At 67.2% G+C, this 13718-nt stretch carries 9 protein-coding genes and 1 pseudogene; 4 read left to right on the top strand and 6 right to left on the bottom strand.

All coding sequences use genetic code 11. From position 1 onward, the window contains the following. Positions 1 to 23: 23 nt before the first annotated feature. The 5 genes from EAH76_RS17400 to EAH76_RS17380 form a co-directional block, all read right to left on the bottom strand. Entirely contained in the window at positions 24 to 743 is a 720-nt protein-coding gene (locus EAH76_RS17400) for a response regulator (RefSeq protein WP_140851737.1), read from the bottom strand. A 104-nt stretch (positions 744 to 847) separates the two neighbouring features. Further along, positions 848 to 1348, bottom strand: coding sequence for an EF-hand domain-containing protein (locus EAH76_RS17395; protein WP_140851554.1), 501 nt, complete (start codon positions 1346 to 1348; stop codon positions 848 to 850). Positions 1349 to 1589: 241 nt separating this feature from the next. Then, on the bottom strand, positions 1590 to 2366 hold the full coding sequence (locus EAH76_RS17390) for a thioesterase family protein (RefSeq protein WP_140851553.1): 777 nt from the start codon (positions 2364 to 2366) through the stop codon (positions 1590 to 1592). Then, a complete protein-coding gene (locus EAH76_RS17385; protein WP_140851552.1) occupies positions 2363 to 3877 on the bottom strand; it encodes a class I adenylate-forming enzyme family protein in 1515 nt (504 codons plus the stop codon). The genes EAH76_RS17390 and EAH76_RS17385 overlap by 4 nt, the downstream gene beginning before the upstream one ends. 209 nt (positions 3878 to 4086) lie before the next feature. Beyond that, on the bottom strand, positions 4087 to 4782 hold the full coding sequence (locus EAH76_RS17380; protein WP_140851551.1) for a glutathione S-transferase N-terminal domain-containing protein: 696 nt from the start codon (positions 4780 to 4782) through the stop codon (positions 4087 to 4089). Between the two features lie 326 nt (positions 4783 to 5108). Here EAH76_RS17380 and EAH76_RS17375 point away from each other — a divergent pair, with 326 nt between their 5' ends. From EAH76_RS17375 to EAH76_RS17360, 4 genes are all read left to right on the top strand, one after another. Next, complete coding sequence (locus EAH76_RS17375; protein ID WP_140851550.1) at positions 5109 to 6326, top strand: acyl-CoA dehydrogenase family protein; 1218 nt, start codon at positions 5109 to 5111, stop codon at positions 6324 to 6326. Between the two features lie 111 nt (positions 6327 to 6437). Continuing rightward, the gene (locus EAH76_RS17370; protein WP_140851549.1) at positions 6438 to 7505 is read left to right on the top strand and encodes an acyl-CoA dehydrogenase family protein; all 1068 of its coding nucleotides are present in this window, start codon (positions 6438 to 6440) and stop codon (positions 7503 to 7505) included. Between the two features lie 312 nt (positions 7506 to 7817). Beyond that, complete coding sequence (locus EAH76_RS17365; RefSeq protein WP_140851548.1) at positions 7818 to 10865, top strand: TonB-dependent receptor plug domain-containing protein; 3048 nt, start codon at positions 7818 to 7820, stop codon at positions 10863 to 10865. Positions 10866 to 10953: 88 nt separating this feature from the next. Beyond that, positions 10954 to 13299 (top strand): ribonuclease R family protein, encoded by a 2346-nt coding sequence (locus EAH76_RS17360; protein WP_140851547.1) that lies wholly within the window; start codon positions 10954 to 10956, stop codon positions 13297 to 13299. Positions 13300 to 13417: 118 nt separating this feature from the next. On the opposite strand, the pseudogene EAH76_RS17355 reads toward EAH76_RS17360, so the two are convergent. After that, positions 13418 to 13718: pseudogene (locus EAH76_RS17355) on the bottom strand (saccharopine dehydrogenase); the annotation flags it as partial.

Here is a 13718-nt window from a genome sequence, read left to right as displayed (position 1 = left end):
CATCACCCGCAGGCGCGGCGCCGTCAAAGGCGCGTCACTTCGGCCGCGAGCGTATAGCCGCCGCCCCACACCGTCTTGATCAGCTCGGGCGCCTTGGCGTCGGCCTCGATCTTGCGCCGCAGCCGGCTGATCTGATTGTCGATCGCGCGGTCGAATGCGGCGGCCTCGCGGCCCTGCGTCAGATCGAGCAGCTGGTCGCGCGTCAGCACCTGGCGCGGGCGCGTGACGAGCGCGTGGAGGAGGTTATATTCGCCGGTCGAGAGCGGCACCGACACGCCTTCGCGGTCGACGAGGGTGCGCTCGCCCGATTTGAGCACCCAGCCGGCAAAGGCGAACGATCCGCTTTCGGGCGCATGCTGGCGCGTGCCGCCTGCCGCTGCGCGGCGCAGGATGACCTTGACGCGCGCCGCCAGTTCGCGCGGCGAGAAGGGCTTCACGACATAATCGTCGGCGCCCATCTCGAGCCCGACGATCCGGTCGGTCTCCTCGGTCCGCGCGGTGAGCAGGATGACGGGGATCTCGCCGCTCTCGCGGATGTGGCGGGTGAGCGACAGGCCGTCTTCGCCCGGCATCATGATGTCGAGGATGACGAGGTCGATCGCATAGGCCGTCATCCGCGCGCGCGCGCCCTCGGCATCGCCAGCCTGCGTCACGCGGAAGCCCTGGCGGGTGAGATATTGCGCGAGCGGCTCGCGGATCGAACGTTCGTCGTCGACGAGCAACAGGTGCGGTGTGTCTCCCATGGTGTCGCTGCTTAGCATGATCTGCCCTTCGGAACAGGCGCCCGCGGAAAGGAGGGTGCCGGGCGAGCGGGGGGCGGCTCGCCCGGCGGCCGGGCCAGGGGGGATTACTGGCTCGGAGGGGGGGAAGCGGGCGACGTCGGCGCAGGCGCCGAAGCCGGTGGTGGCGCGATCGCGTCGGCGGGGTCGCTGCGCCCGGGGCGGCCGTTAGCCCCCGCCGGGCCGCCGGGGCCGCGCATCGAATCCATCCAGGCGGCGACTTCTTCCTTGGAAATCTGGCCGTCCTTGTTCGCGTCCATCCGGTTGAAGCGCATGTCGGCCTGCGCCAGGAATTCGGCGCGGGTCACCTTGCCGTCGCCATCGGTGTCGGCGCGCGTCATCATGCGGCTGCCCGGCCCGGTCAGCTCGTCGGTGGTGAGCACGCCATCCTTGTTGCGGTCCATCGCGTCGAAGCGGATATTGGCCTGCGCGGTCGCCTCGGCGTGCGAGATCAGGCCGTCGCCATTGCTGTCGGCGCTGCGGAACATGCCGCCGCCGCCCTGCGCCACCGCAGCGGCTGTCGCCAGCGCGGCGACCGTCGTCGCGACGAGAAAACGCGTGAAGGACATGCCGGAAAACTCCTTGCTGGCTGGGCGGGGCGCCGTTCCTTGAGCCTGTTATGTAGGAGACTCTGTCGCGCGTGTGTGCCGGTGGTGGCGGCAAAGTGTCGCAAGATGTCGCAATTCTCTCTCCCCCCCCTGGATAGGAGGGGCTGGGGGTGGGGGGGGCGTGGAGCGCGCGACACCCGCCCTAGACCGACCCACCCCCAACCCCCTCCCTTCCAGGGAGGGGAGGGAAACACGGCGCGCTTTATCCGAAGATCGCCACGCTCTGCATTCCTTGCGCCACCGGCACGCCGTCGGCGTTCCACAGCATCATGCTTTGGCTCGAGCCGCCATTGACCGCATGCTGCGACTCTGCCGAGAGCAGCCACCAGCCGTCGGTCGTGGCCGGCGTCGGGGTCAGCAGATTGACGATCCAGGTTAGCGACGACAGCGGCACGAAGTCCTTGCCGAACAGCTTGAACGCCGCGGGCGGGAGCGCGTCGGCGAGCGCGAGCACCTCGACCATCGGGTCGATCCCGGCGGAATCGCGCAGCCGTGCCCAGCGCAGCCATTCGGCCTCGCCTTTGGCTTCTTCCTTGAGGTCGAGGAAGTTGAAATTGCCGGTGAAGAAATCGTCGGGCCCGGTGTAGAGCTGCGCATCCGGCGCGGGCGGCGGGAGCGGGCGGGCTAGGCCACCCTTGAGCTCGATCCGCGATGGCTGCTCGGCCATGAACACGAACATCGCGCGATAGCCGAGCCCCGCTTCCGAGACGATATCGGCCTGGATGAAGGCAGCTGTCCGGCCGCGGCGCAGCTTGGTCGCGGTGACGCTGACCGCGCCCGCGAGCGGACCGATGAACGAGATCTGCGCCGAGCGCAGCGCCGGGAGATCGGGCTCGATCCCCTGTGCCGCATGCAGCGCGAGCGCGCTCGACAGGCCGCCATAGGCGGTGCGGCCCTGCAGCCAGTCGCTCGGGATCTCGGCGCGGAAGCCACCCGCGATCGGCGTCGCGGCGGCGAGGATGTCGCGGATCGGCGTCATGCCAGCTGCTCGCGCAGCGTCCGCTTGAGCACTTTACCGATCGCGCTGCGCGGCAGTTCGTCGATCGCGTGGAGTGCCGACAGGCGTTGGGTCTTGCCGAGCTGCCCGTTGGTCCAGTCGAGGATCTCCGCGATGCTCGCATCGAACCCGGTGTGGGCGACGTAGAAGCCGACCGGCGTTTCGCCCCACGCCTCGGACGGCACGCCGATCACGCTGCAATCCGCGACCGCTGGGTGCTGCGACAGGACCGCCTCGAGATCGGTCGGGTAGATGTTGAACCCGCCCGAGATGATCAGATCCTTCTTGCGATCGAGCAGCGTCAGGAACCCGTCCTCGTCGAAGCGTCCGACGTCGCCATGGCGGATGTAGCGGTTGCCCTCGGCATCGTGCCATTCGGCTGCGGCGGTGGCCTCGCTGCGGCCGAAATAGCCCGTCATCATCGCTGGCGAACGGCCGACGACTTCGCCCATCTCGCCCTGTGGGACCTCGTTGCCGTCGTCGTCGATCAGGCGGATGTCGTGGCCCTCGACCGGGCGGCCGACGGTGTGGAGCTTGTCGGGAAAGCCGTTGGCGACAAGCAGGCAGGTTCCGCCGCCCTCGGTCATGCCGTAATATTCGACCAGCAGCCCCGGCCAGCGCGCGAGGATATCGGCTTTCAGCGCTGCCGAGAAGGGGGCGGAGGTGCAGGTCTTGAAGCGGAAGCTCGACAGGTCGAACCTATCGAAATCGGGGAGCGCCATCAGCCGCTGATATTGCACCGGCACCAGCATCGTGTGCGTTGCGCGGTGCCGCTCGGCGAGCGTAAGATAGCCGCGCGCGTCGAACTTCTTCATCAGCACGACGGTGCCGCCCCAGCCGAGCGTCGGCAGGAAGCTGACCAGCGTGGTGTTCGAATAGAGCGGGGTGGCGATCATCGTCACCGCGGTGGCGAAACCCGCGGCCTCGTTGCGGTGGATATGCGCCCAGCGCATCGTATGGCTCTGGACGATGCCTTTGGGCGTGCCGGTGGTGCCCGACGAATAGATGATGTTGAAGCCGTCTTCGGGCCGGATCGTGACGGGCGCGGGGGTGGCACCCTCGGGCGCGAGCCAGTTCCCGAGCGATTTGAGGCGGACCAGCTTGCCCGGGATATGCTGCCCGGCGAGCGCGGTGGCGGCGTCCATATCGACGAAGGTGATCGGCGCGGCGCAATCGGCGATCATCGCGACGATGCTCTCGGGCGTGCCCGACGGCGCGATCGGGGTGGCGAGGCAACCGGCGCGGAGCGCACCGAGGAACACCGCGGCATAATCGATGCTGGCCGAGGCGACGATCGCGACCGCTTGGCCTTGCGTCACGCCGTCGCGCTGGAGCGCGGCGGCGATGCGGTCGATCAGCGCGTCGAGGCTGGCGTAGTCGAGCTCGCCGCCAGCCTCGGCGAGCGCGACCTTGTCGCCTTGCTCGGTGGCGTGCGCGCGGATCAGGTCGGGGAGGGTGGCGAAGTCGCTCGCAAGCATCTCGGCAGCGGTCATTGGCGGTCTCGGCAAGTCTTGATGTTCGATTCGCTAGAGGATGACAGAAGGAAAGGCCATACGCGATGTTCGAATGCGGCGGATCCTCCTCGCGCAGCGGGCGGAGGGGGCCTGTCCGCGAGCATTATGCGTGTGGCGGCCCCCTCCACCACCAGCCTGAAGGAGGCTGGTGGTCCCCCTCCCCCGGTTCCCGGGGGGAGGATCAAGGGTTAACCCAAGACCTTTGCCGTCTGGCCGAACAGAACCTTCTTCGCCTCCTCGGTCATCGGCTTGTTCTCGCTGATTTCCGCTCCCTTGGCATAGGCCGTGACGGTCGCCGGCCGCGCGGCGATCGCGTCGAACCATCGCTTCAGATTGGGCGTGTCCTCGAGTCGCTGGCCCTGCCGCTCATACGGTACGATCCACGGATAACAGGCCATATCGGCGATCGAATATTCGCCGGTGATGAAGTCGCGCCCCTCGAGCCGACGATCGAGCACGCCGTACAGCCGGTTGGTTTCGTTGACGTAGCGGTTGATCGCGTAAGGAATCTTCTCGGGCGCATAGCCGCTGAAATGGTGGTTCTGCCCCAGCATCGGGCCGAGCCCGCCGATCTGCCACATCAGCCATTGCACCGTCTCGGTGCGCCCGCGCAGATCGATGCCGATGAAGCTGCCATATTTGTCGGCAAGATAGAGCAGGATCGCGCCCGATTCGAAGATCGCGATCGGTTCGCCGCCGCCCACCGGGTCATGATCGACGATCGCGGGCATGCGGTTGTTGGGCGCGATCTTGAGGAAATCGGGCTGGAATTGTTCGCCTGCGCCGATGTTCACCGGCACGATGCGATAGTCGATCCCGGCTTCTTCGAGAAACAGCGTGACCTTGTGGCCGTTCGGCGTGGGCCAGTAATGCAGGTCGATCATCGGCGCGGGCTCCTTTGCGGGTCGCAACGGGACATGGGGCAGCCGTTACGCCCGCGCAACCGCGACCATGCGGCCCGGCGGCGTGATGTCGCTGTCGCTCGCGGCGGGCGCCTCCCCTCCCTGGAAGGGAGGGGGCGGGGGTGGGTCGGCCCGTTGTCGCGCGTGGCGCCCGCCATCAGCCGACCCACCCCCAGCCCCTCCCTTCCAGGGAGGGGAGGCACGTCGTTGCGAACCGAAGCGCAACACAGGCTCTTCCCATCCGCTGCATTCCGGCGTATTGCGCGGCCATACCCGATCTTCAGATTCGTTCTGAGAGGACAGCTTTCATGGCAACCGCGCCCGAACTCGACGCTCCAGCAGCTCCTCTCGATGCGTTTCGTGGCGAAGTCCGCGCGTGGCTCGCCGCCAATTTCCCGGCGTCGCTCAAGGGCAAGGACAATGCGCTGTCGGCACTCGAAGGGCCGACCGAGCTCTCGCCCGACCAGTCTGCGTGGCAGGCCGCGATGGGCGAAAAGGGCTGGGGCGTGCCGAGCTGGCCCGCGGCCTATGGCGGCGGCGGTCTCGACAAGGCGCAAATCCGCGTCCTCAACGAGGAAATGGCGCGTGCGGGCGCGTGGAACCCGATCGGCGGCATGGGCGTGATGATGTTCGGCCCGACCCTGCTTGAATATGGCAGCGAGGCGCAGAAGCACGAGCATATCCCGGCGATCGCCAAGGGGCAGGTGCGCTGGTGCCAGGGCTATAGCGAGCCAAACGCCGGCTCGGACCTCGCCAACGTTCAGACCTTCGCCCAGGATGCCGGCGACCATTACATCGTCAACGGCCAGAAGACCTGGACCTCGGGCGGGCAATGGGCCGACAAATGCTTTGCGCTTGTCCGCACCGACAAGAGCCAGAAGCATGGCGGCATCAGCTTCCTGCTGCTCGACATGACCGCGCCGGGCGTCGAAGTGCGGCCGATCGCGATGATCTCGGGCCAGTCGCCGTTCTGCGAGACATTCTTCACCGATGTGAAGGTGCCCAAGGGAAACCTCGTAGGGCGCGAAGGGCAGGGCTGGGAGATCGGCACGCGGTTGCTCCAGCACGAGCGCAACAGCCTGTCCGGCGGCGGTGGCGCTTCGCGGCTGTTCGCGGGCAAGCCGATGGGGAAGCTCGCGAAGGAATATCGCGGCGAGGACGAACAGGGCCGCGTTCCCGACACCGATCTGCGGATGCGGATCGTGCGGCACGAGATGGACAGCCGCGCCTTCGCGCTGACGCTGCGCCGCGCCGCGCTCGAAGCCAAGTCGAACCAGGGGCCGTCGGCGGCCACCTCGATCATGAAGAATGTCGGCGCGCGGATCACGCAGGATCGCGCCGAACTGTCGATCGAGATCATGGGGATGGCCGGGCTCGGCTGGGAAGGCGAGGGCTTCAGTGAGGACGAGCTGACCCAGACGCGCACCTGGCTGTGGGGCAAGGCGGTGTCGATCTATGGCGGATCGACCGAGATCCAGAACAACGTGATTTCGAAGCGCATCCTCGGGATGCTCGACCACCAGTAATTCAAGGATAGGCTGCCGCGCGCGTTTGCCGGCGGGCCGGAGAGGGGCGGGGTGAAGGATGGCCTAAGTCATCCTCCCCCGTTTTCCCATTTCACGAGCGGGGACTGCACCATGGCCGTACTCAACGACGAACAGACGATGCTCCGCGACATGGTGCGCGAATGGTCCGACGAGCAATCGCCCGTCAGTGCGTTCCGCAAGATGCGCGCCGCGGCGCCCGCCGAGGGCTATGATCCCGCGGCCTGGGCGACGCTTGGCGAGATGGGGCTGCCGGGCATCGTCATCCCCGAAGAGCATGGCGGCACGGCGTTCGGCTATCTCTCGCTCGGGCTGGTGCTCGAGCAGCTTGGCCGCAATCTCGCCGCCTCGCCCTTGGCGTCGACTTCAGCGGCGGCGACCGCGATCCTGCTCGGCGGGTCGGAGGCGCTCAGGGCGCAGTGGCTGCCGCAGATCGCCAGCGGCGCGGTCGTCGCGACGCTCGCGGTCGACGAGGGGCCGGTGCATGACCCCGCGAAGATCGCGACCAGCGTGGTGGACGGCAAGCTTAGCGGCACCAAGGCGTTCGTCGCCGAGGGCGACAGCGCCAGCGTCTTCGTCGTCGCGACGACCGACGGCCTGTATCTCGTCGCGGGCGATGCCGGCGTGACGCGCGCGCCGCGCCATATGGCCGACTCGCGCAGCCACGCGCAGGTGACGTTCGACGCCGCCCCGGCCGAGAAACTGGGCGACGCAACGCTCACGGCGCAGGTAATCGATCGCGCAACCGCGGCGGTATGCGCGGAAATGCTCGGCATGGCCGAACAGGCGTTCGCCACCACCAACGATTATCTCAAGACGCGCGTCCAGTTTGGCCAGCAGCTCTCGACCTTCCAGGCGCTCCAGCACCGCATGGCGAAGATGTTCACCGAGCTCGAGCTGATGCGCTCGGTCGTCGAGGGCGCGCTCGAGGCGATCGATGCCGGGCGGTCCGATCTCGACCAGGCGGTCAGCCTCGCCAAGGCGGTGGCGAGCGACACGCTCCACCTCGTCAGCCGCGAGATGATCCAGCTCCACGGCGGGATTGGCATGACCGACGATTACGACGCGGGCTTCTACCTCAAGCGCGCGCGCGTGCTCGAGACGATGTGGGGCAATGCGGCGTTTCACCGCGAGCGCTTCGCGCGGCTCAACGGCTACTGAGCCGGAACGGGCGCGACGCGTCGCGTCCGGCGTATCAAGGACCAAGAGACGCGGGCGGTGCTTTCTCTTCGCGGGAAGGGCGGGCGCCGCCTGTAAGCGTGCGTGACGCCGCTGCAGTGGTCGCACGTGGCGGCTCTTCGAGGATCGGTTCTGGCCGTCCTGGACCTAGTGAAATCCCTTAGGAGCATTTCCCCTTACGGAAACAAGGGCATATTAGCGCATGTGCGACTTGACATTAGGACCGTTTCGGAGTCAGTTTGAGCTTCGGGTACGGAGCCGTTCAGCGCTCTGACCCATTAGGGGAGAGATGCGATGCCTCGTTCGCGGCATGTGACGTCGTGCGCTTTTTTTGCGCTGTCGGTCGGCCTAGCATGGCCCGCCGCAGCGCAGATCGGGGCCACGCCGCCACCGTCACCGCGACCGAGCGGGCCGGTGGAGGAGCTCACCGGCCCCGACATCGTCGTCACCGGATCGCTGATCCGCGGCACGCCCGAGGACGCCGCCATCCCGGTCGATGTTATTTCGAGCGAAGAACTGTCGAAACAGGGTACGCCGAGCGCGGTCGACCTGCTCAAGAACCTGCCGACCTCGAGCGGCGTGATCGGCGATGCCAACCAGTTCGACAGCCGCAGCCAGGGCAATGAAGGCGTCGCCTCGGTCAATCTGCGCGGGCTCGGGCCGCAGCGCACGCTCGTCCTGCTCAACGGCAAGCGGCTGGTGCCGATCGGCGGCGGCATCCCGATCGTCGATATCAACCTGATCCCCTCGGGCGCGATCGGCCGGGTCGAAGTGCTCAAGGACGGCGCGGCGGCGACCTATGGCTCCGATGCGATCGCGGGCGTGGTCAATTTCATCACGCGGACCGATCAGAAGGGCTTCCTCGCCTCGGGGGACTATCGCTACATCCGCGGGTCGACCGGCGACTACACCGCCAATCTGAGCTTCGGCCATAATGGCGGGGCGCTGCATTTCCTCGCCTCGGTCGGCTATCAGCACCGTTCCGAACTGCGCACCACCGATCGCGATTTCACCATTCAGCCTTATGCCAACAACCCGCAGGGCGGCTATACCGGCGGCGGCAATCCGGGCAATTTCGGCTTTGCCGGCTCGGCCAATTTCGTCCGCGATCTCGGGTGCGAGGCGCTTGGCGGGTTCCGCAGCCAGGCGGGATCGACGACCGACCGCTGCTTCAACAATTACGGCCAGTTCGGCAATCTCGTCGAGCCCGAGGATCGCATCCAGGCCTATGTCGAGACCTCGATCCAGCTGACCGACACCCTCAAATTCTCGGCCAGCGCGCTGTATGGCAACAGTTCGACCCGGATCACCACCTCGCCGACCTATCTGCCGACGCTGCCGCCATCGGTGAACGCGGCGAGCGGTGGCGCTGGGCTGTTCGTCATCCCGACCTATGCCCCGGCGTTGCGCGATTACTGTTCGTTATACGGTGCGGCGTCGGGCTGCATCACCGCGGGCGGCGTTCCACTCGCGCCGGCAATCGCCTTCCCGGTGCTGTTCCGCCCGGCCTTGCTCGGCGGCAATCCGCTGTTCCGCGGTCGCAATGGCGACGATCGCGGATCGGCGTACAGCAAGCGCGTCTCCGACGAGATGCGCTTCACCGCCGATCTCTCCTACGACGTGACGCCCGATCTCAATCTGACCGGCAGCTTCACCTATTCCGAATATTATCGCGAGAGCGAGGGGACCGACACCTTCGGCGACCTGCTGCAGAACGCGCTGGCGGGCTTTGGCGGTGCGAACTGCGCCTATGCGACGCCGCAGTCGCGCGCCGGGCTGAGCTCGGCGCAACTCGCCGCGCTGGCCGGGACCAATGGCTGCACCTTCTTCAACCCCTTCTCGACCGCGGTCGCGGCGAACGGGGTAAGCGGGACGGCGAACCCCAATTATGCCGGCACGCGCAATCCGGCGGGCTACAACCTCACCCCCGGCGCCGGGTTGATCAACGATCTGGCGACCTTCGACAATTTCTTCCGAACCACCAACACGCGCTACGACACGCGGCTGCTGGTCGGCGATCTGGTGTTGAGCGGCAAGACCGGACTGCGGCTGCCGGGCGGCGACCTCAGCTTCGCGGTCGGCACGCAGTATCGCAAGAACGACTATTCGGTGCTCTACAACAATGACAGCAACATCGCGGTCAATCCGTGCCCGGGCTCGCCGCTCAACCCGGCGGCGACCTGTACGCAGCAGACCGGCGCGCTCGGCTTCCTCGGTACCAACGCCAATCTGAAGACGAGCAACGATATCAAGGCGGTGTTCGCCGAACTGCAGCTGCCCGTGTTCGACCGGCTCAATGTGCAACTCGCGGCGCGGTATGAGGATTATGGCGGGCGGGTCGGCTCGACCTTCAACCCGCAAGGGCGCATCCGGCTGCAGGTGACCGACTGGCTGGCGCTGCGCGGTGGGGCGGGGACGACCTTTCGCGGGCCGCCGGCACAGCAATTGTCGGGCAATCTGACCGCGCTGCAGATCATCGGCACGTCGTTCCGCGCGGTCGATATCAACGGCAACCCCAACCTCTCGCCCGAAAAGGCGACGACCTACAGTGCTGGCCTCCTGCTCCACAGCGGCGGCTTCAGCGCGAGCCTCGATTATTATCGCTACAAATTGAAGGGGCCGATCGAGGGCGAGCCGATCCAGGGGATGGTCACCGCGTTGTTCGGCGCGAGCGGCACCGCCAATTGCGGCAATCCGACCTTTGCCGCGCTCCAGGCGCGCTTTACCTTTACCGGCTCGGGCTGCGGCATCGCCAATGTCCAGCGGCTGCGGACGCAAAATATCAACAGCGCCAACGTCACGACGTCGGGGCTCGATCTGCAGGCGGCGTATCGCTTCGGGCTCGGCGCGGCGAACCTCGAATTCGGCGGCAACGGCACGTACGTGATCGAGTATAAGACCAGGGACATCACGGTCGAGGGCGTGGTCGTCCAGCCTGCTTTCGATGGCGTGGGGTTGCTCAATTACCAGACCACCGCCTATCCGATCCCGCAGATCAAAGGCACCGCCTATGTCCAGGGTGCCGTCGGCGGGCACAGCCTGCGCGTCCAGTATAATTACATCGACGGCTATACCGACCAGCGTGGCGCCGCGATCTTCGGCGCGAATACGGGCGCGCTGGCGGGCGCGTCGGTGACGGCGGGCAAGACCATCAAGCCGTTCACCACCTTCGATGCGACCTATCGGCTGGTGCTGCGCGGGACGGGTTCGGCGATCACGCTGTCGGCGCTCAACATCTTCGACAAGGCGCCGCCGTTCGCGCGGCTCGACCAGAATTACGATCCGTTCACCGCGAGCCCGCTCGGCTTCACCGCCAAGGTCGGGATTTCGCAGAAGTTCTGAGACGGGGCAGGGCAGAGGAGGGGCGCGCCGTTCGGATCGGACGGCGCGCCCTTTGCCGTTTGGCGCGGGGTGGCGTATCGCTTATGCGATGCCCAAGCCAATCAAGCGCACCCCCGGTCTGCCCACCCGCGACCAGATCCTCGCCTTCATCGCCGAAAGCGACGTGCCCGCGGGCAAGCGCGAGATCGCGCGCGCCTTCGGGCTGACCGCGCAGGACAAGATCCTGCTGAAAGCGCTGCTCAAGGACATGGCCGATGAGGGGCTGATCGACAGCGCCCCCGGCCGCGCGTTTCACAAAATGGGTGGCGTGCCGAAGGTGACGGTGCTGCGGATCGTCGATGTCGACGACAGCGGCAATATCTGGGCGGTACCCGAGCGCTGGGAAGCGACGACGCCCGCGCCCAAACTGCGCGTGCGCGAGAAGAAGAACGGTGCGCTCGGCGTCGGCGACCGCGTGCTCGCGCGGACCGAGGAAGCCGGCCAGGGCTGGATCGCGCATCCGATGAAGACCTTGCCCAAGGGCGAGGAGCTGGTTCTCGGCGTGCTGCGCCAGGAGGGCAAGACGCTGTGGCTGCAGGGCGTCGAGAAGAAGGAGCGGCGCGAGTTCCAGGTGTCCGACGCGGGCGAGGCGCAGGTCGGCGACCTCGTGCTGGCGGAGATGGCGGGGCGGCCACCGCGCATGACGGTGCGCGTGACCCAGGTGCTGGGCGATCCGTTCGCGCCGCGCAGCTTCTCGCTGATCGCGATCCACAAGCTTGGGATTCCGGACGTCTTTTCGTCCGAGACGCTCGACGAGGCGGTTCGCGTTGCCGCGCAGCCGCTCGGCGAGAAGCGCGAGGATCTGCGCCATCTGCCGATCGTCGCGATCGACCCGGCCGATGCGCGCGATCATGACGATGCGGTGTGGGCGGCGCCTGATGACGATCCCTCGAACGATGGTGGCTGGAAGGCGATCGTCGCGATTGCCGATGTGTCGTTTTATGTGCGCCCGGGCTCGAGCCTCGATCGCGAGGCGCGGCGGCGTGGGAATAGCGTGTATTTTCCGGACCGGGTGGTGCCGATGCTGCCCGAGAGCCTGTCGGCCGAGATGTGTTCGCTGAAGGAGGGCGTCGATCGGGCGGCGCTCGCGTGCCATTTGCGGATCGGCAAGGATGGGGCGCTGAAGAGCTGGCGCTTTACGCGCGCGGTGGTGCGGATTGCGGCGAACCTGGCGTATGAGGATGCGCAGGCGATGGTGGATGCGCATCACGCTGCCCTTACTGCTCCCCTCCCGCTTGCGGGAGGGGTCGGGGGAGGGCCTGTCAGCGCGGGAGACGACGAGGTTGAGGCACGCCCCTCCCCTAACCCCTCCCGCAAGCGGGAGGGGGATTCGGGCAGCGATGAAATCCTCCACGCCCTCCTTCCCCTCTGGTCCTGCTGGCACGCGCTCAACAAAGCCCGCACCGCCCGCGCGCCGCTCGATCTCGATCTCCCCGAACGCCGCGTCATGCTCGACGAGAAGGGCCGCATCCTCTCGGTCGCCCCGCGCGAGCGGCTCGATGCGCACAAGCTGATCGAGGATTACATGATCGCCGCCAACGTCGCCGCGGCCAAGGCGCTCGAGGCGAAGAAGGCGCCCGTCATGTACCGCGTCCACGAACAGCCCGGCCGCGAGAAGCTCGTCGCGTTGAAGGACTATCTCAAGACCTTCGGGATCGAGTTCGCGCTCGGCCAGGTCGTCCAGCCGCGCACCTTCAACCACATCCTCGACAAGGTGATCGATCGCGACGAACGCCCGCAGATCATGGAGCAGGTGCTGCGGACGCAGACGCAGGCTTATTACAGCCCTGCCAATATGGGCCATTTCGGGCTCGCACTCGGCAGCTACGGCCACTTCACCTCGCCGATCCGGCGCTATGCCGATCTGCTCGTCCACCGCGCGCTGGTGTCGGCCTACGATCTCGGCCCAGGCGGACTGACCGAAGGCGAAGCCGCGGCGATGGAGAAGATCGGCGAGAGCATCTCGATGCTCGAGCGCCGCGCGATGGAGGCCGAGCGCGACACGATCGACCGCTATGTCGCGGCCTATCTGTCGGAGAAGGTCGGCGAGGTGCTCGAGACGCGGATCACCGGCGTGACAAATTTCGGCTTCTTCGCGACGGTCGAGGGCATCGGCGGCGACGGGCTGATGCCGGTGCGCGATATCGGCGGCGAGTATTTCCGCTTCGACGAAGCGAGCCGCACGCTGATCGGCGACCAGAGCGGGACGGTCTATGCCAGCGGGCAGAAGCTTCCGCTGCGGCTGGCGGAAGCCAACCCGGTGTCGGGCGCGCTGCGCTTCGAAATGGTCGAGGGCAGGGGCGCGCGCGTCGACAGCGACGAGCGACGCCCCAAGCGCGTGATCAAGCATCGCGGACGCCCGACGAACATCCGGCATCAGGGGAAGAAGCGGTAGCGCGGCCGACGACCGCCATCGTCGCCCCGGCGTAGGCCGGGGCCGGCCAGATGGCGCGCGCCGCGGCCGCGCGCGCGCATTCCAGCGGCCCCGGCCTCCGCCGGGGCGACGGCTGCGATCACCCCGCCTGGAACGTCAGCCCCGCCTTCGCCTGCAGCCGGTCGGCCAGCACTTGCCCCATCAGCGCGCCGGGCGTCCAGATCCCCCCTTCGCCCGCGACATCCTCGACCAGGCACAGCGCCGTCTCGGCGATCATCTTGCTGGTCGAGCCATAGCCCGGATCCTTGTCGCCGGTGACGACGCAGTCGATCCGCTCGTCATTGGCGCCCTCGCCGATGAACAGCAGGTCGTAGAAGCCCGCATCGCGTTCCTCGGGCGAGGGGCCTTCGCCGGGCTTGGGGCCCTTGTCGCTGGTGAGC

The sequence above is a fragment of the Sphingomonas glacialis genome (genome assembly GCF_006439055.1).
GTDB lineage: Bacteria > Pseudomonadota > Alphaproteobacteria > Sphingomonadales > Sphingomonadaceae > Sphingomonas > Sphingomonas glacialis_A.
Note: the sequence above shows the minus strand (reverse complement) of the source record. Positions and strands in the feature narration are given on the sequence as shown.